The 25,303-nt window shown below is 72.0% G+C and carries 21 protein-coding genes; 13 read left to right on the top strand and 8 right to left on the bottom strand.

Features of this window, described 5'->3' with window-relative positions:
- Positions 1 to 26: 26 nt before the first annotated feature.
- The 3 genes from OG410_RS13325 (at position 27) to OG410_RS13315 (ending at position 3,928) form a co-directional block, all read left to right on the top strand.
- Complete coding sequence (locus OG410_RS13325) at positions 27 to 1,433, top strand: HtaA domain-containing protein (protein ID WP_329299330.1); 1,407 nt, start codon at positions 27 to 29, stop codon at positions 1,431 to 1,433.
- A gap of 170 nt (positions 1,434 to 1,603) precedes the next feature.
- Positions 1,604 to 3,130 (top strand): HtaA domain-containing protein, encoded by a 1,527-nt coding sequence (locus OG410_RS13320; RefSeq protein WP_329299329.1) that lies wholly within the window; start codon positions 1,604 to 1,606, stop codon positions 3,128 to 3,130.
- Between the two features lie 153 nt (positions 3,131 to 3,283).
- Positions 3,284 to 3,928 (top strand): PhzF family phenazine biosynthesis protein, encoded by a 645-nt coding sequence (locus OG410_RS13315; protein WP_329299328.1) that lies wholly within the window; start codon positions 3,284 to 3,286, stop codon positions 3,926 to 3,928.
- 187 nt (positions 3,929 to 4,115) lie between these two features.
- Here OG410_RS13315 and OG410_RS13310 read toward each other — a convergent pair whose 3' ends face one another.
- Both OG410_RS13310 and map read right to left on the bottom strand, forming a co-directional pair.
- Positions 4,116 to 4,820 carry a biliverdin-producing heme oxygenase gene (locus OG410_RS13310; protein WP_329299327.1) on the bottom strand — a complete coding sequence of 235 codons (705 nt, stop codon included), beginning with the start codon at positions 4,818 to 4,820 and terminating at the stop codon, positions 4,116 to 4,118.
- Positions 4,821 to 5,018: 198 nt separating this feature from the next.
- Positions 5,019 to 5,876: a type I methionyl aminopeptidase gene (gene map, locus OG410_RS13305; protein ID WP_328668740.1), complete on the bottom strand. Its 858-nt coding sequence runs from the start codon at positions 5,874 to 5,876 to the stop codon at positions 5,019 to 5,021.
- A gap of 58 nt (positions 5,877 to 5,934) precedes the next feature.
- Between map and OG410_RS13300 the strand changes: the two genes are divergently transcribed.
- Entirely contained in the window at positions 5,935 to 6,171 is a 237-nt protein-coding gene (locus tag OG410_RS13300; RefSeq protein WP_328453116.1) for a hypothetical protein, read from the top strand.
- A 369-nt stretch (positions 6,172 to 6,540) separates the two neighbouring features.
- Here OG410_RS13300 and OG410_RS13295 read toward each other — a convergent pair whose 3' ends face one another.
- Positions 6,541 to 7,143, bottom strand: coding sequence for a hypothetical protein (locus tag OG410_RS13295; protein ID WP_328453118.1), 603 nt, complete (start codon positions 7,141 to 7,143; stop codon positions 6,541 to 6,543).
- A gap of 116 nt (positions 7,144 to 7,259) precedes the next feature.
- On the opposite strand from OG410_RS13295, the gene OG410_RS13290 reads away from it, so the two are divergent.
- From OG410_RS13290 to OG410_RS13280, 3 genes are all read left to right on the top strand, one after another.
- Positions 7,260 to 8,411: a sialidase family protein gene (locus tag OG410_RS13290; protein ID WP_329299326.1), complete on the top strand. Its 1,152-nt coding sequence runs from the start codon at positions 7,260 to 7,262 to the stop codon at positions 8,409 to 8,411.
- A 68-nt stretch (positions 8,412 to 8,479) separates the two neighbouring features.
- The gene (gene npdG / locus OG410_RS13285; RefSeq protein ID WP_328668737.1) at positions 8,480 to 9,184 is read left to right on the top strand and encodes an NADPH-dependent F420 reductase; all 705 of its coding nucleotides are present in this window, start codon (positions 8,480 to 8,482) and stop codon (positions 9,182 to 9,184) included.
- A 105-nt stretch (positions 9,185 to 9,289) separates the two neighbouring features.
- Positions 9,290 to 9,451, top strand: coding sequence for a hypothetical protein (locus OG410_RS13280; RefSeq protein ID WP_167455616.1), 162 nt, complete (start codon positions 9,290 to 9,292; stop codon positions 9,449 to 9,451).
- Positions 9,452 to 9,539: 88 nt separating this feature from the next.
- Here OG410_RS13280 and OG410_RS13275 read toward each other — a convergent pair whose 3' ends face one another.
- Positions 9,540 to 10,340 carry a site-2 protease family protein gene (locus OG410_RS13275; protein WP_329299325.1) on the bottom strand — a complete coding sequence of 267 codons (801 nt, stop codon included), beginning with the start codon at positions 10,338 to 10,340 and terminating at the stop codon, positions 9,540 to 9,542.
- A gap of 114 nt (positions 10,341 to 10,454) precedes the next feature.
- Between OG410_RS13275 and OG410_RS13270 the strand changes: the two genes are divergently transcribed.
- Positions 10,455 to 11,066, top strand: a complete 612-nt coding sequence (locus OG410_RS13270; protein ID WP_329299324.1) for a DUF6578 domain-containing protein — start codon at positions 10,455 to 10,457, stop codon at positions 11,064 to 11,066.
- Between the two features lie 14 nt (positions 11,067 to 11,080).
- Positions 11,081 to 14,413: an AfsR/SARP family transcriptional regulator gene (locus tag OG410_RS13265; protein WP_329299323.1), complete on the top strand. Its 3,333-nt coding sequence runs from the start codon at positions 11,081 to 11,083 to the stop codon at positions 14,411 to 14,413.
- Between the two features lie 62 nt (positions 14,414 to 14,475).
- On the opposite strand, the gene OG410_RS13260 is transcribed toward OG410_RS13265, so the two are convergent.
- The 3 genes from OG410_RS13260 to panB all read right to left on the bottom strand — a co-directional run bounded on the left by OG410_RS13260 (position 14,476) and on the right by panB (position 17,606).
- Complete coding sequence (locus OG410_RS13260; RefSeq protein WP_329299322.1) at positions 14,476 to 15,300, bottom strand: ABC transporter permease; 825 nt, start codon at positions 15,298 to 15,300, stop codon at positions 14,476 to 14,478.
- Positions 15,297 to 16,331 carry an ATP-binding cassette domain-containing protein gene (locus tag OG410_RS13255; protein ID WP_329299321.1) on the bottom strand — a complete coding sequence of 345 codons (1,035 nt, stop codon included), beginning with the start codon at positions 16,329 to 16,331 and terminating at the stop codon, positions 15,297 to 15,299. Before OG410_RS13255 ends, OG410_RS13260 begins: the two co-directional genes overlap by 4 nt.
- 387 nt (positions 16,332 to 16,718) lie before the next feature.
- Positions 16,719 to 17,606: a 3-methyl-2-oxobutanoate hydroxymethyltransferase gene (gene panB / locus OG410_RS13250; protein WP_329299320.1), complete on the bottom strand. Its 888-nt coding sequence runs from the start codon at positions 17,604 to 17,606 to the stop codon at positions 16,719 to 16,721.
- Between the two features lie 269 nt (positions 17,607 to 17,875).
- Here panB and OG410_RS13245 point away from each other — a divergent pair, with 269 nt between their 5' ends.
- The 4 genes from OG410_RS13245 to OG410_RS13230 all read left to right on the top strand — a co-directional run bounded on the left by OG410_RS13245 (position 17,876) and on the right by OG410_RS13230 (position 22,888).
- Positions 17,876 to 19,477 (top strand): MFS transporter, encoded by a 1,602-nt coding sequence (locus tag OG410_RS13245; RefSeq protein ID WP_329299319.1) that lies wholly within the window; start codon positions 17,876 to 17,878, stop codon positions 19,475 to 19,477.
- A gap of 126 nt (positions 19,478 to 19,603) precedes the next feature.
- Positions 19,604 to 20,224, top strand: a complete 621-nt coding sequence (locus OG410_RS13240; protein WP_443063742.1) for a TetR/AcrR family transcriptional regulator — start codon at positions 19,604 to 19,606, stop codon at positions 20,222 to 20,224.
- 200 nt (positions 20,225 to 20,424) lie between these two features.
- A complete protein-coding gene (locus OG410_RS13235; RefSeq protein WP_329299317.1) occupies positions 20,425 to 21,462 on the top strand; it encodes an endonuclease/exonuclease/phosphatase family protein in 1,038 nt (345 codons plus the stop codon).
- Between the two features lie 202 nt (positions 21,463 to 21,664).
- Positions 21,665 to 22,888 carry an MFS transporter gene (locus OG410_RS13230; protein WP_329299316.1) on the top strand — a complete coding sequence of 408 codons (1,224 nt, stop codon included), beginning with the start codon at positions 21,665 to 21,667 and terminating at the stop codon, positions 22,886 to 22,888.
- Between the two features lie 175 nt (positions 22,889 to 23,063).
- Here the strand turns inward: OG410_RS13230 and OG410_RS13225 are convergent, their stop codons facing one another.
- Positions 23,064 to 25,142, bottom strand: coding sequence for an NAD(+) synthase (locus OG410_RS13225; RefSeq protein ID WP_329299315.1), 2,079 nt, complete (start codon positions 25,140 to 25,142; stop codon positions 23,064 to 23,066).
- Positions 25,143 to 25,303: the final 161 nt, after the last annotated feature.

Raw genomic sequence — 25,303 nt, 5'->3', positions numbered from 1 at the left:
CGGACCCCGGAATCCGGAGGACACCCATGACCGCGCGTTCGAGGGCCCTGGGGGCCGCCGTGGTCTGCGTGGCCGTGCTGGGGGCCCTGCTCACCGCCACGACCGCCCACGCGGCGAGCCGCACCGTGCGGGGCGGCCGGCTCGACTGGGGCATCAAGTCGTCCTTCCAGAGCTATGTCACCGGGCCCGTCGCGAAGGGGAGTTACTCCCTCACCGGGGGCGCGGCCACGGTCGGCGCGAGCCAGTTCCGCTTCCACTCCGCCACCGGCTCCTACGACGGCGACACGGGCGCCTTCACCGCCGCCTACTCCGGCGGAGTCCGCTTCGTCGGACACCGCAAGAGCGGCGGCGGCTACGAACTCGACCTCACGATCAGCCGTCCCGTCGTCCGCATCACCGGCGGTGGCGGCACCCTCTACGTCGACATCACCAGCAAGGCGAAGGGCACCGGGACGGTCACGACGTCCAGGGGGGTGCCCTTCGCCGCTCTCTCCCTCGGCGGCATCGACATGAAGGGCGGCGGCACCGCCGTCCGGCTCGACAACCTTCCGGCCAGGCTCACTTCACAGGGCGCCCGGTCCTTCGCCGGCTACTACGCGGCGGGCACGGCACTCGATCCCGTGAGCCTGGAGGCGGACGTCCTGGCCCCGGCCGGGCCGTCGGCCACGCCCACCGCGAAGCCGTCCAAGTCCCCGGCGAAGAAGGCCGGGAGAGCGAAGGCGGACGCGATCGAGGACGGAGCCGTCGACTGGGGGGTGCGCCGCACGTTCCGCGAGTACGTCACCGGGCCCGTCGCCGGCGGGAAGTGGACGCTGACCTCCGGGGCCCAGGACGGCGGCGCGCTCTTCCGGTTCCCCGCGGGCGAGGGCACGTACGACGGGAAGAAGCACGTCCTGACGGCCGCCTTCGACGGGGCACTGCGCTTCACCGGCCGGCAGGGGCTCGACCTCGGGCTCGGCGGAGTGCGGGTCACCGTCGAGGACGGCGAAGGCACGCTCTACGCCGATGTGGCGAGCGCGGACCTCACCGGGAAGAAGGTCCCGCTCGTGACCTTCTCCGCCAAGGGCATGAAGCCGAAGGGCGGACTGCTCCAACTCACCGAGGTGCCGAGCACGTTGACGGCCCGTGGCGCCAAGGCGTTCGGCGGGGTCTACCGAGCCGGCACGCGCATGGACCCGGTGACCCTCTCGATCGCCCTCACGGACGACGCACGGCTCCCCGCCCTGCCCGACCTCGGCGAGTCCGCGTCCCCCTCGCCCACGCCGCGCGCGTCGCGGGCGCCCGACGCGAAGGTTGCGCCCCGTGCCGAGAACACCGCGAGCGGCGGCCCCGTCGGCGGATCGGCCCTGCCGGTCGCCCTAGCCCTCGGAGCGCTGCTCGCGGCCGCGGTCGCCTTCGGCGTCGTCCGCAGGCGCCGCACGCCCACCGACTGACCCGACCCACCCTCACCCCCGACACACCCCCAACCGACCCCCGACGCCGGCTCGCCCCCCACCCCGACGCACCCCCCGAACCACTCCCCGTCCACCCCACTTCGTTCCCCGTACTCCACCGATCCCCGCGCCCCGGCGCAGGACGCCCATCCCCGAGGAGACCCACGACCATGGCCGCCCATCGCCACCGCCCTCTCGCACTCGCCGCCGCCGTCGCGGTCGCCCTGGGGGCCGGCGCCTTCGCCGTGACCAGCGCGTCCGCCGCCGAAGCGCCGCTCAAGGACTACGAGTTGACCTGGGGGATCAAGCAGTCCTACCGCTCGTACGTGACCGGGATGGCGGCCGGGACCTTCACCCCGTCCGGCGGGGCGACGCAGGCGGACGGCAACGGCGCGTTCACCTTCACCGACGGCAGCGGGACGTACGACTCCGGCACCCATGCCGTACGGCTCGGCTTCGCGGGCAGTCTGAAGATCGCCTCCAAGCTGCACGGCTTCGAACTCACCTTGTCCGACGTGAAGTTCGACAGCGCGGCGGCGGAGATCACCGCCGATGTCACGAGCGGCGGCACGATCCGGGAGGACGTCCCGCTCGCCGATGTCACCGTGACCCGCACGATGACGGACATGGAGACCAGGCTGACGAAGGAGGCGGCGACCGTCCTCGGCAGCGCGGGCTACGAGGGCGCCGCGGGCGATCCGCTCTCCGTGACGCAGAAGCCGGCCCCGACGCAGACGCCGACCGCGACCCCGACCGAGACCGCGACCGGCTCGGCGTCCCCGGAGCCGACCTCGTCCACGTCCACGTCCGCCTCGGCCTCCGCGTCACCCTCGTCCTCCTCCTCGGCGTCCCCGTCGTCCTCGGACCCGGCCTCGGAGAGTGCGAGCCCGACCGCCTCGGCCTCCGGGACCGGCGCCCCCGCCCGGGGCGAGATAGCGGACGGCACGCTCGGCTGGGGTGTGAAGCAGTCCTTCCGTACGTACGTCGTGGACGGTGCCGCCCAGGGGAAGATCACCGTGTCCGGCGGCGCCACGCAGGCCGCAGGCAACGGCGCCTTCACCTTCACGGACGCCACCGGCACCTATGACACCGACGCCGACACGCTCTCGGCCTCCTTCGAGGGCGCCGTCAACTTCAAGGGCCATGAGGCGAACGGCAGTTACGGCCTCGACCTCACCCTCAGCGACCTCGGCGTGGAACTCGACGGCGGTTCCGGCGAGCTGACCGCCGACGTCGACAGCCTCGGCAAGACCTCCGACGACGTCGTCCTCGCGGACCTGAGCACGGACACCGAGGGCCTGACGGCGCAGGACGACGTGATCACTCTCGACGGAGTGACCGCCAAGCTCACCAAGGCCGGCGCGGAGGCCTTCGGGGGCTTCTACGCCGAGGGCACCGAGCTGGACCCGGTCGGCCTCTCGGTGGCGCTGAGCGACGACGCCGAACTGCCGGACGGGAACGGCGGGTCGGGCTCCGGTTCCGGCTCGGGTTCCGGCTCGGGCTCGGACGGCTCCGGTACGTCGTCGGGCACCACGGGCGGCGCGGGGACGACCGGGTCCACGACGGGCGGTGTGAGCGGTGCCCTGGCCTCGACGGGGTCGGAGGTACCGGTCGGCGCTCTGGGAGCCGCGACCGCGGTGACCCTCGCGGCGGGCGCCGGCGTGGTGGTCGCCATGCGACGGCGGCAGAACGCCTGATCCGTCGGAAACCGGTCCGGACGCGTTCCCGTCCGGACCGGCGGACCGGACCGCCCGCCACCGACAGCGTTCCCGATGATCAGGGAGCTTCCGGAGGCGGGCGGTCCGGTCTTGTGGGTCACCGACCAGGCGGATGAATGTTTGAATGCCGGAGTGACTGACTACGACGTGCTGCGGGTCTTCTGCGGACCAGGCGGCGGGTATGGCAATGAGCTCGGTGTCGTGCGCGAGGGCTCGGTGATGCCGGACCGCGCCGAACGGCAGGAGCTCGCCGCGAAACTCGGCTTCAGCGAGACCGTGTTCGTCGACGACCCCGAGCGCGGGGTCATCGACATCTACACCCCTTCGCTGCGGCTGCCGTTCGCCGGACATCCGTGCGTCGGGGTGGGATGGCTGCTCGACGTGCCCGAACTGGTCACACCCGCCGGTGTGGTGGGAGTCCGGCTGGACGGCGAGTTCAGCTGGATCGAGGCGCGGGCCGAGTGGGCGCCGCCGAGGACGCTGCGGCGGCACGGGACCGCGGCCGAGGTCGAAGCGCTGGCCGTGCCGCCGTCGGGCGAGTGGATCTATGCCTGGGCCTGGGAGGACGAGGCCGCCGGCCGAGTGAGGGCCCGCGCCTTTCCCGGCCGCAACGACGGCATCGAGGAGGACGAGGCCACCGGAGCGGCGGCGATGCTGCTGACCCAGCAGCTCGGCCGGGCCCTCAACATCACCCAGGGCGTCGGTTCGCAGATCCTCACCGCACCGCAGCCGGGCGACTGGGTCGAGATGGGTGGCAGGGTCCACCTGGAACGCTGAAGCGGTGCCGGCCGGGGCGGCCGCGCCCGCGCCCTTCAGGGGCGCGGGGAACTGCGCGATCGGCCCCCACCGGCCCGTAGGCGTACGGACCGGGTGGTTCCCCCGCGCCGGGGGAACCCGGGGACACGGGCCCGGAGCATTCCGGCGGCTGGGGCCCGGGTGCTGACCCCGCGCCCGGGGCGAACCCTCAGGCGGTCAGCGGGAACTCCTCGCCGAGGGCCCTGAACACCCCGGTGTTCAGGGCGAACGCCCGCTTGCACTCCGCCACGATCCGCTGCTTCTCCAGATCGTCGGCCCGGACCCCGTCCAGCAGCTCGCGGTACTCCCGCTTGAACGCGGCCGGGTTGGAGATGTCCTCGAAGACGTAGAAGCGGACCCCGTCGCCCTTGCGGCTGAAGCCCCAGGTCCGCTCCGCCTTGCCGCGGATGATCTGGCCGCCGGAGAGGTCGCCCAGGTAGCGCGTGTAGTGGTGGGCCACATAGCCGCCCGGCCACGCGAGGGCGCACTCCGTGACCCGGTCCGCGTACGCGCGGGTCGCGGGCAGCGCGCTGAGCGTATCCCGCCAGTCCGGGCCCCGCAGATGGGCGAGGTCGCGCTCCAGAGCCGTGCGGCGCAGCAGTTCGGGCCGCAGGAACGGCGCGGCCACCGGATCGGCGGCCAGCCGCTCGGTCCCCGCCTCCAGTGCCTCGTACACGAACCACAGCTGTTCCGTGTAGCGCGCGTACGCCTCGACGCCGAGCCGGCCGCCGAGGAGGTCGCTCATGAACGTCGAGGTCTCCGCCTCGGTGTGCTGTTCGTGCGACGCGGTGCGGATGAGCGTCGAGAAGGGTGTGCCCGCCGGGTCCGTGGTGTCCGGCGCGCTCAGCGTGTCCGACGTGTCCGACGCGTTCATGGGGCCTCCGGAGCCGATGAGGAAGGGCGAGAGCCCGTTGTGAGATCAGTCGAATCTTCTATGGTTAGGCTTACCTAAGTCAATACTCTTCCCGACGTGCTGTCGGTAAAACCGTACCCCGATCGCGGGCCGCGCCCACATGGAAAAACCCGCCCTGTGGACAGGGCGGGTCTCAGTGGTTCCGGGAACTCCGGGCGGCTACGGCAGGGTCAGGATCTCCGCGCCGCTCGCCGTGACGACGAGGGTGTGCTCGAACTGGGCCGTGCGCTTGCGGTCCTTCGTCACGACGGTCCATCCGTCGTCCCACATGTCGTAGTCGTGCGTGCCGAGCGTGAGCATGGGCTCGATGGTGAAGGTCATCCCGGGCTGCATGACGGTGGTCGCCTGCGGGTTGTCGTAGTGCGGGACGATCAGCCCGGAGTGGAACGAGGAGTTGATCCCGTGCCCGGTGAAGTCACGGACGACCCCGTACCCGAAGCGCTTCGCGTACGACTCGATGACGCGCCCGATGATGTTGATCTGCCGTCCCGGCCTGACCGCCTTGATCGCGCGGTCGAGCGACTCCCGGGTCCGCTCCACGAGGAGCCTCGACTCGTCGTCGACGTCTCCGACCAGGTAGGTCGCGTTGTTGTCGCCGTGCACACCGCCGATGTACGCCGTCACGTCGAGGTTCACGATGTCACCGTCGCGCAGCACCGTGGAGTCGGGGATGCCGTGGCAGATGACCTCGTTGACCGAGGTGCACAGCGATTTGGGAAAGCCGCGGTAGCCGAGGGTCGAGGGGTAGGCGCCGTGGTCGCACATGTACGCGTGCGCCACCCGGTCCAGCTCGTCCGTCGTCACACCCGGCGCGATGAGCTTGGCGGCCTCGGCCATCGCCCGCGCGGCGATCCGCCCGGCGACACGCATCGCCTCGATCGTCTCGGGCGTCTGCACCTCCGGTCCGGTGTACGGCGTGGGGGCGGGCTTTCCCACGTACTCGGGGCGCCTGATGTTTCCCGGCACGGGGCGGGTGGGAGAAAGCTCCCCTGGTACGAGCAGCGACTGGCCAGACATGACAGCGAGTCTAACCAGCGGGCATGGGGGAACATGTCCCTGGCGAAAGGAGCTGGTGATGGCCCTGTTCAAGAAGCGGACGGTCGGCAAGCCCGGCGAGTGGTACTACTGCCTGGAGCACAAGAAGGTCGAGGAGGGGCCCGAGTGCCCCGCCAAGGACCGCTTCGGCCCGTACGCCACCCGCGGGGAGGCCGAACACGCGATGGACCTCGCGCGGGAGCGGAACCTCGAATGGGAGACCGACCCGAAGTGGCACGACGCGTCGGGCAAGGCGCCGGACGCCGAGGACGACTGAGGCGGGCGCCCCGGCCGGCCGCGGCACCGGGTTCCGGGACGGCCGACGGCTGACCGCCGAGGCGGGGCCAGGGGTGCGCCTGGGCGGACCCTCGTACGCGCTCGTCGGGACGCGGTCACCGGAGGTGCGGGCGCGGGATCCCCTCCGTCCGCGCGGAACGCCCAGGAGCTCCTTGCGGCTCCACCCGTAGCGCCCGACCTCGACGATGGACCGCAGGGACGGGTTCGCCGCCGCGTGCGAGGACTGGCCGACGGGGCCGACGACCCCGCGTCGGCCACGGTGCTTCCAGCGGCGCCGGGCGCCCGCCCTGTCGGCCCCGGCCGACCCGTCAGCCTCGCCGGGAAGGGGCAGAGGGCGGGGGAGGGCCCGCTACCACCGGTGCGACGGTGGGGCCGTCAACTGGTCCGCGAGTCGGGACAGGCGGTCGCGGAAGCGGTGGCGGCCCCGGGGCGAGGGCAGCGCGTTCTCCCCGGCAGCCGCGCTGACCAGATGCTGCACGGTGTCGAGGTCGAGCTCGGGGTCCGGCGGCACCGCGAGCGACTCGTGGGCCAGCGCCGGCAACTCGCCCTCCCCGTGGGACAGGGCCAGTACCGTCGCCCCGGCCCGCCGGGCGCCGTGCACCCGCTCCAGCAGCGCGTCCCCGGGAACGTCCGGCGCCACCACGAGCAGCGTCTCGCCGCGCCGGGCCGCCTCGATCCGTCCGAGGCCCACCGCGAGGTGGGCCGGATCCGACTGCCGCGCCCCGTGCCGCACCAGCGTCGGCGACAGCTCCGGCGTCCCCGACCAGGCCGCCTCGTCCACGAGGTGTGCCGCGAGGTGCCAGGGCTCGTACGCCTCGGAACCCACCAGCAGCAGACCGCCGCCGTGCGACACCACGGACCCCCGCAGCGTTCCCCCGAACCGCCTTGTCGCACCCAGCCATTCGGTCCCGGCAAGCACTTCGCGCAGCAACGCGACCCGTACGGCATCCATGGCCGCATCCTGCCGCAACGGGCCACTCGTGACCCGGAGTTCACCACGAATTCGCCCAAGTTGGGCAGAAGTCCACACCACCGACCCCATGAGCGACCGCAGCAGGGAGCCCGGCCATGACACAGTCGAGCGCAGAGACCGGCCCCGGTACGGACGGCACGACCGGCCCCGGTACGGGCACGGCGACCGGCACCGATACCGCGGTGAGCGTCCCCTTCCGTGCCGGGCGCGAGGGCTACGCCAGCTTCCGGATCCCCGCCGTCGTCGCCACCCGGACCGGCACACTGCTGGCCTTCTGCGAGGGCCGGGTCGGCTCCGCGAGGGACCACGGGCACATCGACATCGTGCTCAAGCGGTCCGCGGACGGCGGCCGGACCTGGGGCCCGCTCCAGGTCGTCGCGAACAACGGGACCAACCTCGCGGGCAACCCGGCGCCCGTCACCCTCGACACCGGCCGCGTCCTGCTCGTCCACGTGCGCAGCGCCGCCGCCGCCACCGAGGACGCCCTGCTGCGCGGCAAGGTGAAGGCGGCCGACGGGCGGCGCGTATGGGTGCAGCACAGCGACGACGACGGACGCACCTGGTCCGCTCCCAAGGAGATCACCGCACAGGTGAAGAAGGCGGGCTGGCGCTGGTACGCCACGACACCGGGGCACGCGCTCCAGCTCGGCTCCGGCCGGGTGGTGGTCCCCGGCAACCACACCCTGCCGCCCACCGGCACGGACAACGGCACCGAGGCGAAGTACAACAGCGGGCACTGTCTGCTCAGCGACGACCGCGGGGCGACCTGGTACCTCGGCTACCTCGACGAGAACACCAACGGATACGTCAACGTCAACGAGACCACCGCCGCCGAACTCCCGGACGGCCGCGTCTACTTCAACACCCGCAACGACTCCCCGTCCCCCGGCAACCGCGCCGACGCCCACTCCCTCGACGGCGGCAGAACCCTGGTCAAGCCCTTCCGCCCGCAGGCCGGCCTGGTCACCCCGGTCGTCCAGGGCAGCCTGCTCCAGCTCCGCGACCCGGACCTGCTCCTGTACTCCGGTCCCGCGGACCCGGATCTGCGCGCCCTGATGACGGTCCGCGCCTCGGCCGACGGCGGCACCACCTGGCGGTCCGCGCTCACGGTGGACGGGCTGCCCGCCGCGTACTCCGATCTGGTCCGCGTCGACACCACGACGGTCGGACTCCTCTACGAGACGGGCGACTTCGGCGCGTACGAGACGATCACCTTCCGGCGCCTCCCGGTGACCGCGCTCGGGTGACCGTCCTCACCCCGGGCGCTCGGCCGACCCGGACGTCCTGGCGCGGCCCGCGCACGTAAAGTCGGCCCATGACCTCTACTGACAGTGCACAGAAGGCCCCCGCCAAGGACCCCTGGGACCTGCCCGACGTGTCCGGGCTCGTTGTCGGCGTGCTCGGCGGCACCGGTCCGCAGGGCAAGGGCCTCGCCTACCGTCTCGCCAAGGCGGGGCAGAAGGTGATCATCGGCTCGCGCGCCGCCGACCGCGCGCGGGCCGCGGCCGAGGAGCTCGGCAACGGTGTGGAGGGCGCCGACAACGCGGAGACCGCGCGGCGCAGCGACATCGTGATCGTCGCCGTGCCGTGGGAGGGCCACGGCAAGACCCTCGAATCGCTGCGCGAGGAACTGGCCGGAAAGCTCGTCGTCGACTGCGTCAACCCGCTCGGCTTCGACAAGCAGGGCGCGTACGCGCTGAAGCCGGAGGAGGGCAGCGCCGCCGAACAGGCCGCCGCCCTGCTGCCCGGCTCCCGGGTCACCGCGGCCTTCCACCACCTCTCCGCCGTGCTGCTCGCGGACCCGGAGATCGAGGAGATCGACACCGATGTGATGGTCCTCGGCGAGGTGCGCGCCGATGTCGAGATCGTCCAGGCCCTCGCCGGCCGCATCCCCGGGATGCGGGGCGTCTTCTCCGGCCGGCTGCGCAACGCCCATCAGGTCGAGGCCCTGGTCGCCAACCTGATCTCGGTGAACCGGCGCTACAAGGCACACGCGGGCCTGCGGGTGACGGACGTCTAGAGTCGCCGTCCCGGTCGACGGCGGGGCCCGGGGGGTGCGCCACGCTCCGGCTCCCGTGGGGGACACTGGTGCCGAAGCAGTGTCCCCCCGACAGGAGCCGACCCCATGCCCCGCCTCGCTCTCTACGCCCTCGCCGTCTGTGTGCTGTCCGTGGCCGCGGCCGTCGTCTCGTTCGTCCAGGGCAGCTGGCTGGGCATCGTGTGGGTGCTGCTGGCGGGCCTGTCGTCGAACATGACCTGGTACTACGCACGGCGGGGCAGGGCGTAGCTTCCGGACAGGGCATAGCCGCTGGGCAGGGCCCGGCGGCCGGGGACATGCCGGGGACGTGGGTTCCCGCCCCCCGCCCCCCGCCCTGTCAGGAGGACCGCAGGCAGACGTCGCTGTTCGACTCCCAGAAGCGGTAGAGCCACTGTCCGCAGTCGGTGTCCCGGCCGTCGATGCCCAGGCCGCCCAGGACGGCGTCGATCAGGCGGAAGAACTCCTGGTTCACCTCCGGGATCCACAGCAGCCCGAACACCGCGAGCAGCCCGAACGGCGCGAAGGGCTCGACCTGACGGCGGACGCCGTACGACAGCCAGGGCTCGATCACGCCGTAGCCGTCCAGGCCGGGGACCGGCAGGGAGTTCAGGATCGCGGCCGTGACCTGGAGCAGCGCGAGGAACGCCAGCGCGTAGCGGAAGGCAGGGGGGACGCCGTCCAGGGCGTGCAGCCAGAACGGGGCCGTGCACACGACGGCGAACAGCACGTTCGTCAGCGGGCCCGCCGCCGAGATCAGGCTGTGCTTCCAGCGGCCCTGGATACGGCCCCGCTCGATGAAGACCGCGCCGCCCGGCAGACCGATGCCACCCATGATCACGAAGAGCAGCGGCAGCACGATGCTCAGCAGCGCGTGCGTGTACTTCAGAGGGTTCAGGGTCAGATAGCCCTTGGCGCCGATCGAGATGTCGCCGCTGTGCAGCGCGGTGCGGGCGTGCGCGTACTCGTGCAGGCAGAGGGAGACGACCCAGGCCGCTGTCACGAAGAGGAACACGGCCACGCCGGGCTGCTCGGCGAAGCCCGTCCACGCCGCCCAGCCGGTCACCCCCATGACGGCCACGATGCCGACGAAGACGGGGCTGATCCTCCGGTCACTGCGGCGGGTCGCGACGGTGGTCATGGGGCTCCCTGGACTGGCTCGGCCGACGATCGTGTGCTGGAGACTGCCCGACCGTACCGGGCTCATGCGGAAAACGTCTCGCCATGGGGCATCGGTTCCGGAGAGGCTGGGGGAATGGGGCTGTGGCGGGTGTTCTACGCGGACTGGCAGATGGAGTGCTGCGGCACCCCCTTCTCGGTCGGGGACGAGGTGACCTGGCCGCTCCTGCTGGACGAAGGGGGCGCGACGCTCGGCGGCGGCTGGTCCGGGGCACTCAGCGCGATCACGGCGACGCCGGAGTACGTGCGCGACGACGGAGCCGAGATCCGGGTGCTGCGCGCGGACGACGGCCTGGTCGTCGCCCTGCGCAGTGATCCCGACGACGACGCCGCGGACACGGACGGTGGCAGCAGGAGCAGGGGCAGGAGCGCCGGCACTCGTACTGGTACCGGTACTGGTACCGGCTCGGGCCGTGACGGGTCGGGGCCGGGTCCCGGCCGACGGGTCGCGAGGAGCGGTCTGCTCACCGTCGAGCGGCACGGTGCCCGGTGGCCCGGGACGACCGGCACGGTCCGTACGATCCACCTGGTGCACCAGGACTTCGCGGAGACCGCGCCCGGCTCGCGCACCCGGGAGCCGGTGCCCGCGTCGCGCTCGTCGGAGGCCGTGGACCGCAGCCCCAGGTGGTTCGGCGAGGGCCGGGCCGGAGTCCTGGCCGAACTGTACGTACCCGGCTCCCGCACCTGACGCCACCGGAGACAATGGACCCCGTGCGCTACCGCATTCTCGGCACCACCCAGGCACTCCGCCCCGACGGCACGCCCGTCCCGGTCGGCGGGGCGCGGCTGCGTGCCCTGCTGACCGTTCTCGCGCTGCGGCCCGGACGGACGGTTTCCGCAGCCGTCCTGGTCGACGAGGTGTGGGACGGCGACCCGCCCACCGACGCGACGGGAGCGCTGCAGGCATTGGTCGGGCGGTTGCGTCGGGCCATCGGCGCGGACTCCGTCGCCTCGGCCGACGGCGGCTACCGGCTCGAAGCCGCGCCCGACGACGTCGACCTGCACCGCTTCGAGCGACTCGCCGGTGAAGGCAGCCGGGCCGCCGCCGACGGGGACCCGGCCAAGGCCGCCGTCATCCTCGACGACGCCCTGGCTCTGTGGCGCGGCCCCGCCCTCGCGGACCTGCCCGACCGCACAGCTGAAGCAGCCCACTGGGAAACCCGGCACCTGCACGCCCGGCACGCTCGCCTCACCGCGGCGCTGGCCCTTGGACACGCCGAATCCGCCCTTCCCGAACTGACCGCCCTGTGCGACGCCCACCCCCTGGACGAGCCCCTCCAGGTCCTGCGTCTCCGCGCTCTGCGCGAAGCGGGCCGCACGGCGGAGGCCCTGGCCGCGTACGAGGACGTACGACAAGTGCTGGCCGATCGCCTGGGATCCGACCCCGGCTCGGAGCTGCAGTCCCTGTACGGGGAGTTGCTCCGCCCGGCCGGGGTCGGCGACGGGGCGCACACGCAAGGCGCGGAGGCTCGCTCCACGGGGGTCGACCACGACCTCGTCGAGCGGCGTGCCCGCCCCGTGTCACCACCCCCCGGCAACCTCCGTGCCCGGCTCACCTCCTTCGTGGGACGTGAGAAAGACATCGATGCCATCCAGGGCGATCTCGCGACCGCCCGGCTCGTGACCCTGCTCGGGCCCGGCGGCGCGGGCAAGACACGGCTGTCGCAGGAGACGGCCGAGGCCCTGGCCCCCACCCTGCGGGACGGGGTGTGGCTGGCCGAACTGGCCCCGGTGGACGACCCGAAGGCCGTGCCCGAGGCCGTACTGACCGCCGTCGGCGCCCGCGAGACCGTCCTGCGCGGAGCCGGTGCCGAGGAGATGCGCGCCGTGGCCGACCGGCACGACGACCCGCTCACCCGGCTCACCGAACACTGCGCCAAGCGCCGGATGCTGATCGTCCTCGACAACTGCGAACATGTCGTCGACGCCGCCGCGCACCTCGCCGAGGCCCTGCTGGAACGCTGTCCCGGTGTGACCGTGCTCGCCACCAGCCGTGAACCCCTCGGTGTGCCGGGGGAGTTGCTGCGCCCGGTGGACCCGCTGCCGGAGCCCGTCGCACTGCGGCTGCTCGCCGACCGGGGTGCCGCGGCCCGGCCCGGCTTCCGTGTCGAGGACGACCCCGGGGCGGCCGCCGAGATCTGCCGGCGCCTCGACGGCCTCCCGCTCGCCATCGAACTCGCCGCCGCCCGGCTGCGGATGCTCACCCCGCGCCAGATCGCCGACCGGCTCGACGACCGGTTCCGGCTGCTGACCTCGGGCAGCCGTACCGTGCTGCCCCGGCAGCAGACCCTGCGCGCCGTCGTCGACTGGTCCTGGGACCTGCTCGACGAGACCGAACGGGACACCCTCGGGCGGCTGTCGGTGTTCGCGGGCGGCTGCGACCTCGCCGCCGCCGAGGCCGTCTGCGGTCCCGCCGCGCTGGACGTCCTCGGCTCGCTCGTCGACAAGTCCCTCGTCGTCGCCGCCCCTTCGGGCGAAGCGGACCTGGAGATGCGCTACCGGCTGCTGGAGACCGTCGCCGAGTACGCGCGCGAACGCCTCGACGGGTCCGGCGCCCGCGAGGCCACCGAGCGTGCCCACCTCACGTACTACCGCGAACTCGCCCGCACCACCGACCCGTTGCTGCGCGGCCCCGGACAGCGTGCCGCGATCGACGTCATCGAGCGCGAGTACGAGAACCTGCGCACCGCCCTGCGGCACGCCGTCGCCGAACGCGACGAGCAGGAGGCGCTGTGCATGGTCCTCTCGCTGGCCTGGTACTGGCAGATCCGCGACCAGCGCGTCGACGCCCGTGCCTGGTCCATGGAGGTGATGGGCCTCGGCCCCGACCCCTTCGCGCCGCCCGTGCGCCCGGCCGTCCCGCTGTACGAGCGCTGCACGGACGCGCCGCCGCCGATGCGCGAGGAGGTCCTCGGAGAGGCCCGGCGCGGCGTCCACCTCGTCCATCTCGCCTATATGGACATGGACATGGGGGCCTGGCAGACCCCGGAGGCCCAGGAGAAGCTCCGTACCATCAGCGTGACCTACGAGCCCGGGATGCCGCAGACCTGCCGCACCCCCGGCTACCTCTGGTTCTACGCCGTGCTGCTCACCGGCACGATGGAGCGGTTCACCGAGGTGATCAACAAGACGGTCGACACCTGCCGCGAACTCGGCTACGACTGGGAACTGGCCACCGCCCTCCAGATGCGCGCCAACATCCTCGCCAACCGCACCGACATGGCGGGCGACGCCACCGTGGACGCCGACGAGGCGCTGGAGCTCTTCAGGCGCATCGGTGACGCCTGGGGCGCCGCCGAATCCCTCTCCGCGCGCGGGGAGGCCCATGAACGCAAGGGCGACTTCCGGGCCGCCGCCGCGGACTACGCGGAGGCGGGGAAGTACGCCGAGCGTCTGGGCGCGCGCGCCCAGACGGCCGTGCTCGACGTCCGGCTCGGCTGCATGTACATGGAGCTGGGGGAGGCCGAGCGCGGCGAGCGGATGATCCGCGACGTCCTCGCGAACGGACACGGCGCCCACAACGAGGCCATGCCGGCGGCCCACCTCCTCCTCGCGACCTGGCTCGGCCGCAGTGGCCGGATCGATGAGGCGCGTGAGCAGATACGGCTGCTCCGACAGGACTTCGGGGCCGGCTCCTTCGTCCTGTTCGACGGGTTCATGCTCGGCATCGAAGCCTGGCTGGACGCGATCGAGGGGCAGAGCGAGAGCGCCCTGGACAAGGTGCGCGTGGCTCTGGAACGGTCCGCCGACCGGCTGTCGCGGATGATCGCGCCGCACATGCCCTCCGCCCATCTGACGACGGCCGCCATCGCCCTCGGCGAACTGGACGGCGGCCGTCGCGCCCCGGACGCGGCCCGGCTGCTGGGCGCCGCGGACGCCCTGCTGCCGCCGGGCCACTTCGCCGGTCCCATGGAGGTCGAGGTGCGCGAGCGGGCCGAGGCGGGCGCGCGGGCCGTACTCGGCGACGCGGCGTACGAGGCGGCATACGCGGAGGGCGGTGGCCTCTCCCTGGAGGAGGCCACCGCCCTCATCTGAGGCGCGGACGCGAACCGGCGCGCCCCGGCCCCGGTGACGGAGCCGGGTCCGTGCGTCGGACGTCAGCTCTTGGTGCGGAACTTGTGGATGGCGATGGGCGCCATCACCAGCGTGAGGGCCGCCGACCAGGCGAGCGTCACCCACAGGCCGTGCGCGACCGGACCGCCCACCATCAGCCCGCGTGCCGCGTCCGCGAGGGAGGACAGCGGGTTGTACTCGGTGAAGTTCTGCAGCCAGCCCGGCATCGACTTGGTCGGAGCGAAGATCGACGAGCCGAACTGGAGCGGCATCAGCACCAGGAAGCCCATCGCCTGCACGGACTGCGCGCTCTTCATGACCACGCCGAGGGTGAGGAACACCCACATCAGGGCCGAGCCGAAGAGCGCCGACAGGCCGACGGAGGCGAACAGGCCGGGCCAGTTGGTGATGTGGAAGCCGACCAGGACGCCGACGACCATGAGGACCGCGGTCGCGATGAGCATCCGCATCACTTCCACCGCGATCTTGGCGAACAGCACCGAGCCGCGCCCGATCGGCAGGGACCGGAACCGGTCCATGACACCGGAGTTGAAGTCGGTGTTGAAGCCGGTGCCCACTCCCTGGGCCATGTTCATGCCCATCATGGCCATCAGGCCGGGCACGACGTACTGGACGTACGCCTCCTGTCCGCCGCCGAGCGACTGCCCGATGGAGCCGCCGAAGACGTAGACGAACAGCAGCGTGAAGATGACCGGGAACAGGATCGCGTCGAACATCGACTCCGGGTCCTGGCGGATCCACAGCAGGTTGCGGCGGATCAGCGCGCCGGTGTGGCGGGCGTGCGCGCGGAGCGAGATGCGGGGGTCGCCCTCGATGGTGAGGGGGGCTTCGACAACGGTGGTGCTCATGCGGAGACCTCCTCGTAGGCGCGGGCGGGGGTCTCGTCCTGCGGGGCACTGGCCTTGTGGCCGGTGAGGGAGAGGAACACCTCGTCCAGACTGGGCAGTTCGGTGGAGATGGAGGCGATCGTGATGCCGCGGGCGGTGACCGCGCCGACGACGGCGGTGAGCTGCTCGTCGCTGAGGATCGGGACCAGCACGCTGCCGGTCTCGCTGTCCACGATCGTCGTGGCGAGGCCGGTGAGCCCCATCTCGTCGAACATGGCGGCCAGCGGGCGCAGTTGCAGCGGGTCCACCGGGCGGATGCGCAGCGTCCGGCCGCCGACGCGGGCCTTCAGCTCGTCGATCCGGCCGTTGGCGATGACCTTGCCGCGGTCGATGACCGTCAGCTCGGAGGCGAGCTGCTCGGCCTCCTCCATGTACTGGGTGGTGAGCAGCACGGTGACGCCGTCGGCGACCATGCGCTTGACCTCCTGCCACACCTCGTTGCGGGTGCGCGGGTCGAGGCCGGTCGTCGGCTCGTCCAGGTACAGCACGGCCGGGCTGCCGATCATCGAGGCGGCGAGGTCGAGCCGGCGGCGCATACCGCCGGAGTACGTCGACGCCGGGCGCTTGGCGGCCTCGGTGAGGGAGAAGCGCTCCAGGAGCTCGTCGGCGCGGCGGCGGGCCTCCTTGCGGGGCAGGTCGAGCAGCCGCCCGATCATGTAGAGGTTCTCCCAGCCGGGGAGCTTCTCGTCGACCGAGGCGTACTGGCCGGTGAGGCCTATCACCCGGCGAAGCTGCCGGGGCTGCTTCAGCACGTCGAAGCCGGCGACCGTGGCCGTTCCGGCGTCGGGGGTGATGAGGGTGGACAGGCAGCGGACGAGGGTGGTCTTGCCGGCGCCGTTGGGTCCCAGGACTCCGAGGACGGTGCCCTCGCGCACATCCAGGTCGACCCCGTCCAGCGCCTTGGTCTCGCCGTAGTGCTTGACCAGCCCCCGTACGGTGACGGCGCTGCGGCCGGTCGCAGCTTGCCGGGGCGTGTTGTCGATTCGCGTCATGTCCATCAAGGTGCCAGGCGCCACCGACAAACGACCGACAGGCCGCCTACAGAATCCGACCGTTACCGATAGGTCGCCGACAGTCGGCCGACAGGACGCAGATATGCGGCGACAACCCGCCGACAGAACGCGCATACGCGGCGACAACCCGCCGACAGGACGCGAAAACGGCGACAACCCGCCGACAGGATGCGAAAACGGCGACAACCCGCCGACGGGGGAAGATCGGCGGGTTGTCTCTGGTGCCGCAGTGGCTCGGTGTCTCGGGACCCCCGGGTGTCTTGGAGGTCTTGGAGGTACAAGGGACTCGGCGTCCCATCGGCCGCGAGGGCCAGGGTCCCGGCGTCCATCGGCCGAGAGGGCCCGGGTCCCGGCGGCCGAGGTGCCTCAGTGGACGGAGTGCTCCTCCAGTGGGAACGTCCCGCCGACGACGTCCTCGGCGAACGCCTTCGCCGCGTCGCCCATGATGCCGCGTAGGTCGGCGTACTGCTTGACGAACTTGGGCATCTTGCCGCCGGTCAGGCCGAGCATGTCGGTCCACACCAGGACCTGCGCGTCGGTCTCGGCGCCGGCGCCGATGCCGACGGTCGGGATGTGCAGGGTGCGCGTGACCTCGGCGGCGAGCTCCGCCGGGACCAGTTCGAGGACGACGGCGAAGGCGCCCGCGTCCTGGACCGCCTTGGCGTCCCGCAGCAGCTGCTGCGCGGCCTCCTCGCCCCGGCCCTGGACGCGGTAACCCATGGAGTTCACGGACTGCGGGGTCAGGCCGATGTGCGCCATCACCGGGATGCCGGACTCCACCAGCAGCTCGATCTGGCGGTGCGAGCGCTCGCCGCCCTCCAGCTTCACCGCGCCCACCCCGGCCTCCTTGACCAGGCGGGTCGCCGAGCGCAGCGCCTGCACCGGACCCTCCTGGTAGGACCCGAAGGGCAGGTCGCCCACGATCAGAGCGCGGCTGGTGCCCCGGACGACCGCGGCGGACAGCATGGTCATCTCGTCCATGGTGACGGGGACGGTCGTCTCGTACCCCAGGTGGCAGTTGCCGGCCGAGTCGCCGACGAGCATGACCGGGATGCCGGCCTCGTCGAAGACGGACGCGGTCATCGCGTCGTAGGCGGTGAGCATGGGCCACTTCTCGCCGCGCTCCTTGGCGGCGGTGATGTCGCGCACCGTGATACGGCGGGTGCTCTTGCCCCCGTACAGCGCCTTGCTGCTGCCGGCGGCCTTGAGGACACCCTCCGCAGGCTGCTTCTGGGCAGCCGAAACCTGCGTCATCGCAACGGCTCCTTATGTCATCTCGAGGCACCCTGACGGCGTCCCCGGATCACCCCCCATGGTGACACTTCGTGCTACGCGAGGCTAGACCGGGCCCGCCCGGCCCGATGTCGTTCACGCCACGCTCCACCCCGCCCCTCCGTCTTCCCCTCCGCCTTTTCCTCGTCCTCCCCCGCCTCCGTCCGTAGCCCTAGGTCTCTTCGTAAGTTCTGCGTAAAGCATTTCGATACGAGACGGTGCCGTATCGAAATGCCTCTAAGGTGGTCGTCATGACAACTTCCGCTCCTCCGCTCGAACGACGAGTTCCCGAGGCGGTGCACCGGCGCCGCTGGGCGATCCTCGGCGCGCTCATGCTGAGCCTGCTGATCGTGGTGCTCGACAACTCCATCCTGAACGTCGCGATCAAGACGATCTCGACCCCCGCGCCCACCGGGCTCGGAGCCACCCAGGGCGAGCTGGAGTGGGCCATCAACGCCTACACGCTCGTCTTCGCCGGTCTCCTGTTCACCGCGGGCCTCCTCGGCGACCGGCTCGGCCGCAAGAAGATGCTGCTCGCCGGTCTGGCCGTCTTCGGCATCGGTTCCGCGCTGGCCGCCGAGTCCGGCTCGCCCGTCCAGCTCATCGCGTTCCGTGCGCTCATGGGTCTCGGCGCCGCCTTCGTGATGCCCGCGACCCTCGCCATCCTCATGAACGTCTTCGAGCGCGACGAGCAGCCCAAGGCCATCGGCATCTGGGCCGGCGGCGTCGGCCTCGCCATCGCGATCGGCCCGATCACCGGCGGCGTGCTCCTCGACCACTTCTGGTGGGGCTCGGTCTTCCTGATCAACGTGCCCATCGTGGTGCTCGCGATCGGCCTGATGATCTGGCTGGTCCCCGACTCCCGCGACCCGAACCCGGGCCGCCTGGACCCGGTCGGCGTGGTCCTCTCGATCATCGGCCTCGTCCTGCTCGTCTACGGCATCATCAAGGGCGGCCAGCTCGCCGACTTCACCGACCCACAGGTCCTCGCGACGATCGGCGCCGGACTCGCCGTCCTCATCGGCTTCGTGCTGTTCGAGAAGCGCAGCGACCACCCGTCCATCGACGTCACGTACTTCGGGAACAAGGTCTTCTCGGCGGCGATGTCGGCCATCGCGCTGGTCTTCTTCGCGCTGATGGGCGTGACCTTCTTCTCGGTCTTCTACACCCAGAGCGTGCGGGGCTACTCGCCGCTGCAGACCGGCCTGCTGATGCTGCCGCTGGCCGTGGCCCAGCTCATCTTCGCGCCGCGCGCCCGGCTGGTCGTCGACCGCTTCGGCAACCGTGCCACCTGCACGGCGGGCCTGGTGCTGATCGCCGCGATGCTGGCCGCGTTCGCCACCCTGGAGGCGGACACCCCGATCTGGCTCCTCGAAGTCATCTTCTTCCTGATGGGCACCGGCATGGCGCACATCATGACCCCGACCAGCGTCGTCATCATGCAGGCGCTGCCGCGCGAGAAGGCCGGCTCCGCGTCCGCGCTGAGCAACACCTTCCGCCAGGTCGGCGGCGCCCTCGGTATCGCGGTCCTCGGCTCCGTGCTCTCCACCGCCTACCGCAACGGCATCGAGGACAAGCTCTCCCTCGTCCCGGCCCCCCTGCGGCACACCGCGGGCGAGTCCATCGAGGCCACCCTCGGTGTCGCCGCCAAGCTCGGCCCGCAGGGCAAGGCCCTCGTCACCCCGGCGAACGACGCCTTCCTGCACGCGATGCACGTCACCGCCCTGTGCGGCGCGGGTGTCGCGGTCATCGGCGCGGTGGTCGTCGCGCTGTTCCTGCCCGGCCGTCCGGCGGCCGAGCAGGAAGGCGAGAAGGAGGCCGAGCTGGTGACGGCCGACCTCGGACAGGACTGACACGCGCGTACGCGACCGTGGGCACCCTCGACCGGGGTGTCCACGGCGGGCGCGTCGCGCGGTGTGCCGTTACCGCTGTGAACGGGGGAGAATGACACCTGGTCGCCGATGGGAACGGAGTTCGACGTGAGCCTCGCGGACAGCCGAGACATGCAGGTGTGCCCCAGCAGGGGACGTCCCCGCAGTGAGGCGGTGGAACGAGCCATCGTCGAGGGCGTGATGAAGCTCCTGGAGGACGGGGTTCCGCTCGCCGACATCTCCATCGAGCGGCTGGCGCGTACCGCCGGTGTCGGCAAGGCGACGATCTACCGCCGCTGGAGCGGCAAGGAAGAACTCTTCGTCGACGTCCTGCGCGGTGCCGAGCCCGCCGACCCCGAACTCCCCGGCGTCTCCATGCGCGACGACCTCGTCGTCCTGCTGGAGTCGCTGCGCCGCCGCGGTCTCGTCAGCCGCTCCTCGGCCATCCTGCACAACGTCTACGCGCAGATGAAGAGCAGCCCCAAACTGTGGGCCGCGTACGACGCCACGGTCATAGCGCCGCGACGCGAACTGGGCCACGAGGTGCTGCGCCGCGGACAGGAGAACGGCGAACTCCGCGACGACGTCGACATCGAGCTGCTCAACGACATCTTCGTCGGCCCCATGCTCGTCCGCTCCGTCATGCGCCCGGACACCGAACTCCCGGAGGGCCTCGCCGAACAGATCGTCGACACGCTGCTGGAGGGCCTGCGCCCCGCCCGGCCGTGACATGAGCTGTTTCTGACAGGGTGAATGTGCGCGTTTCGTCACAGAGGCCGCACCTTGTGCCAGGATGCGGAACTCCGAACGCGAAGTTGTACGTCCCCTTGCCTGTACGGCCGTCCTGGACGGCGAGAACCACACCGGACATCCCCTAGGGTCGTAGTCGAGGGGCAGACGGTGCGCACGGCATTTTGTGAGGCGACGGTATGGCGCAGGCGTATATGACGGAGACGGGCAGCGACGGCCGGGGGCCGGAGCGCAGAGATTCCCGGCTCCGGCGCCTGCTCGACGGCTGGCGCGGCGACCGTGGCATCTGGCGGCGCGGACTGATCCTCGCCGCCCTCGCGCTGCTGCTCGCCCTGGTGATGCTGACGCACGCGCGGATCCCGAACCGGATCGGCAACCTCGGCAGTCTCACCGAGACGTTCCTGCCGTGGCTCGGCGTGTTCATTCCGGTGCTGCTGCTCCTCGCCTTCGTGCGCAGGTCCGCCAGTGCCCTGATCGCCGTGCTGCTGACCGGCGCGGTCTGGCTGAACCTCTTCGGCGGACTGCTCACCGACAAGACCGGCGGGGGCGGCGATCTGACCGTCGCCACCCACAACGTCAACGCCGACAACCCGGACCCGTCCGGCACGGCCCAGGACGTGGCCGCCTCCGGCGCCGACGTGCTCGCCCTGGAGGAGCTGACGGCCTCGGCGGTGCCGGTGTACGAGAAGGCGCTCGCGTCGACGTACAAGTACCACTCGGTGCAGGGCACCGTCGGACTGTGGAGCAAGTACCCGCTCGGTGACGTCCGGCCGGTGGACATCAAGCTGGGCTGGACGCGCGCCATGCGGGCGACCGTGACGGCGCCGACCGGCCGGGTCGCGGTGTACGTGGCCCATCTGCCCTCGGTGCGGGTGAAGATGAAGGCCGGGTTCACCGCCCATCAGCGCGACAAGAGCGCGAACGCGCTGGGCGAGGCCATCGGCGACGATCCCCTGAAGCAGGTCGTCCTGCTCGGCGACCTCAACGGCACGATGAACGACCGGGCGTTGAACGCGGTCACCGCTCAGATGCGGTCCACGCAGGGCGCGGCGGGCAGCGGCTTCGGGTTCAGCTGGCCGGCCTCGTTCCCGATGGCCCGGATCGACCAGATCATGGTCAAGGGCATCGAGCCGGTGGCCTCCTGGACCCTGCCGTCGACCGGCAGCGACCACCTCCCGGTCGCGGCCCGCGTGAAGATGGACGCCACGGCCTCTTAACCCGCCCGGAATCGCCTTTCAACCTCCTGGAATACTGGGCTCGGCAGACTTTGTTCACCGGCTAAACTTAATAGCCGGTGTTCCACCGACCGTGTCCCGCGCACATCGCCGTGCGCGGACGCGCCCGTACCCGCGCGGCTTCCCGCGAACCGCCGCGCCCGTACGGAGTCCCGCTCGCCCCAGCTCCTTCGAAAGGCCTCTCATGCCTCTGGCCCTGCTCGCCCTCGCCGTGGGCGCCTTCGGCATCGGCACCACCGAGTTCGCCATGATGGGCCTGCTGCCCGACGTGGCGGGCGACCTGGGCATATCCATCCCGGAGGCCGGACACCTGGTCTCCGCCTACGCGCTCGGCGTCGTCATCGGCGCCCCGCTGCTCGCCGCGGCCACCTCCCGGATGTCCCGCCGCACGGTCCTCATCGCCCTGATGGGCCTCTTCGTCGCGGGCAACGCGCTCTCCGCCCTCGCCCCCGGCGAGAACTGGCTGCTCGCCGCCCGCTTCCTCAGCGGCCTGCCGCACGGCGCGTTCTTCGGCGTCGGCGCCGTCGTGGCCACCGGCCTGGTCGCGCCCGAGCGCAAGGCCCGCTCCGTGTCGCTCATGTTCCTCGGCCTGACCGTCGCGAACATCGCCGGAGTTCCGGCCGCCACCCTCGTGGGGCAGCACCTGGGCTGGCGGGCCACCTTCCTCGGGGTGAGCGCGATCGGCGTGGCCGCCATCGCCTCGCTGTACCTGCTGATCCCGCGGACTCCCGGTCACACCCCCGGCGTCGGCCTGCGCGGCGAACTCGCCGCCCTGCGCCCGCTGCCCGTATGGCTCGCCCTCGGCACGACGGTCACCGGATTCGCGGCCCTGTTCTCCGCGTACAGCTACATCACGCCCATGCTCACCGACGCCGCCGGATACGCCCACGGCAGTGTCACGCTGCTGCTGGCGCTGTTCGGGGTCGGCGCCACGGCCGGCAACCTGCTCGGCGGGCGGCTCGCGGACCACGCGATGCGCCGCACCCTGTTCGGCGGCCTGGCCTCGCTGGTGGCCGTACTGGCCGCCTTCCCGGTGCTGATGCGTACCGAGTGGAGCGCGGCGGTGGCGGTGGTGCTGCTCGGCACGGCCGCCTTCGTCACCGGCTCGCCCCTCCAGCTGATGGTCATGGAGAAGGCCGCCGCCGCGCCGTCCCTCGCGTCCTCCGCCAACCAGGCCGCGTTCAACCTGGCCAACGCGGGCGGCGCCTGGATCGGCGGGCTCGCCCTGGCGGCGGGCTTCGGCGCGACCTCTCCGGCCCTCGCCGGAGCGGGACTCGCGGTGCTGGGCCTCGCGGTGGCCGCCGCAGGCCTCGCGGTGGACCGCCGCCGCGCGGCGGCGGTCGCGGGGGCACCCGGCCGCCTCGTCGCCACCCACCTGCCCGCGCCCGCGGAACACGCGCACCGGTGAGGACGCCTGACGGCGTCGCCCGACGGCGCTGCCCCGGGCGGCGCGCCGTCGCCCTCCCGGGGGTGCGGCACCCCGCCGGGCTGCCGTACCGGCTCGCCCCGCGCGGCCGGTAGCACCGGCCGGGGCGCCCCGGGGAGGTCATCCGTCCCCGGGGAGTCATCCGTCCCCGGGGAAGTCAGCCCTCCGACCCCGGGAGGTCGAAGCGGGCCAGGTCGCGCAGCCAGGTGCGGGCCGAACTGTCGGACGGCGCCCGCCAGTCGCCGCGCGGCGAGAGCGAACCACCGGCCGAGACCTTCGGCCCGTTGGGCATGGCCGAGCGCTTGAACTGCGCGAACCCGAAGAAGCGGCGGCAGAACACCTCGAGCCAGCGCCGGATCTCCGGCAGGTCGTACGCGACCCGCTCGGCCTCGGGGAAGCCGGGCGGCCAGGCACCGCCGTCCGGGTCGTGCCACGCGTGCCAGGCCAGGAAGGCGATCTTCGACGGCCGGAAGCCGTAGCGCAGTACGTGGAAGAGGGTGAAGTCGTGCAGCGCGTACGGGCCGATCTTCGACTCGGTGGACTGCATCTCCTCGCCCGGCACCAGCTCCGGGCTGATCTCCGTGTCGAGGATCGCGGCGAGCGTCCGGTCGGTGTCCTCGCCGAACTGGCGGCTGCCGATGACCCAGCGGATCAGATGCTGGATCAGCGTCTTCGGTACACCCGAGTTGACGTTGTAGTGGCTCATCTGGTCGCCCACGCCGTACGTGGACCATCCGAGCGCCAGCTCCGACAGGTCACCGGTGCCGAGCACGATGCCGCCGCGCTGGTTGGCGAGCCGGAAGAGGTAGTCGGTGCGCAGACCTGCCTGCACGTTCTCGAAGGTGACGTCGTACACCGGCTCGCCGGACGCGAAGGGGTGGTCCATCTCCTTCAGCATCAGCCGGGCGGTCGGCGTGATGTCCAGCTCGGCCGCGGTGACGCCGAGGGAGCGCATCAGCTCGTGCGCGTTGCCCTTGGTGTGGTCGCTGGTGGCGAAGCCCGGCAGGGTGAAGGCGAGGATGTCGCTGCGCGGGCGGCCGGCCCGGTCCATCGCGCGGGCCGCGACGATCAGCGCGTGCGTGGAGTCGAGACCGCCGGACACCCCGATGACCACCTTCGGGCCGCCGATCGCCGCGAGCCGCTGCTGGAGCCCCGCGACCTGGATGTTGTACGCCTCGTAGCAGTCCTGGGCCAGCCGGTCGGGGTCCGCGGGCACGAACGGGAAGCGCTCGATACGCCGCCGCAGGCCCAGGTCGCCGGCCGGCGGGTCGAGCCGGAACGACAGGGTCCGGAAATCGGCGGTGCGGGCGGTGTGGGTACGCCGGTTGTCGTCGAAGCTGCCCGTCCGGCTCCGCTCCTGCCGCAGCAGGTCGAGGTCGACGTCCGCCACGGCGAACTGGTCGTCGAGCGGGAAGCGGTCGGACTCGGCCAGCAGCGCCCCGTTCTCGTAGATCATGGTCTGGCCGTCCCAGGACAGGTCGGTGGTCGACTCGCCCAGTCCGGCCGCCGCGTAGACGTACGCGGCGATGCAGCGTGAGGACGCCGAACGGCACATCAGCTTGCGGTCCTCGGCCCGGCCCACGGTGATCGGGCTGCCGGAGAGGTTGGCGAGGACGGTGGCGCCCGCCAGGGCCGCCTCGGCGCTCGGCGGCACCGGCACCCACATGTCCTCGCAGATCTCCGCGTGCAGCACCAGGCCCGGTACGTCCTCGGCGGCGAACAGCAGGTCCACGCCGAACGGCACCGACTCCCCGCCGACCCGGATCACGCCACCGCGCTCGTCGTCGCCGGCCGCGATCTGCCGGCGCTCGTAGAACTCCCGGTAGTTCGGCGGGTACGACTTGGGCACGACCCCGAGGACCCGGCCGCGGTGCACCACCACCGCGCAGTTGTAGACCCGGTTGCGGTGCCGCAGCGGGGCGCCGACGACCAGGACCGGCAGGAGCTGCGCCGACCCCGTCACCACCTCCTGGAGCGCCGTCTCCACCTGGTCGAGCAGCGCGTCCTGGAGCAGCAGGTCCTCGATCGAGTAGCCGCACAGCCCCATCTCCGGGAAGACGGCGACGGCGACGCCCTCCCCGTCGCACCTGCGCGCCTGCCGCAGTACGGCCTCGGCGTTGGCGTGCGGGTCCGCGATGACGGTGTGGCCCGTGCAGGCGGCGACGCGTGCGAAGCCGTGCTGGTAGAGGGACCGGAACTCCGGCGGCTGCTGGGGAGAAGGGTGAAGTCGAGGCACCCGCCCAGTGTAATCGTCAGACCGACGCGATGGGGTCCCGGGCCCCGCCGGACACCCCGGCCGCCGTACGTCCGACACGCGTCCCGGCCCCCGTACCCCGCCCCGCACGCACGAGCGCGCCCGCTCCCGGAGGAGGCGGGCGCGCCCGGCAGACGTCCGTG

This window comes from Streptomyces sp. NBC_00659 (assembly GCF_036226925.1).
Classification (GTDB): Bacteria; Actinomycetota; Actinomycetes; order Streptomycetales; family Streptomycetaceae; genus Streptomyces.
The sequence above is the reverse complement of the archived record's forward strand: the minus strand, read 5'-3'. Positions and strand labels throughout refer to the sequence as shown.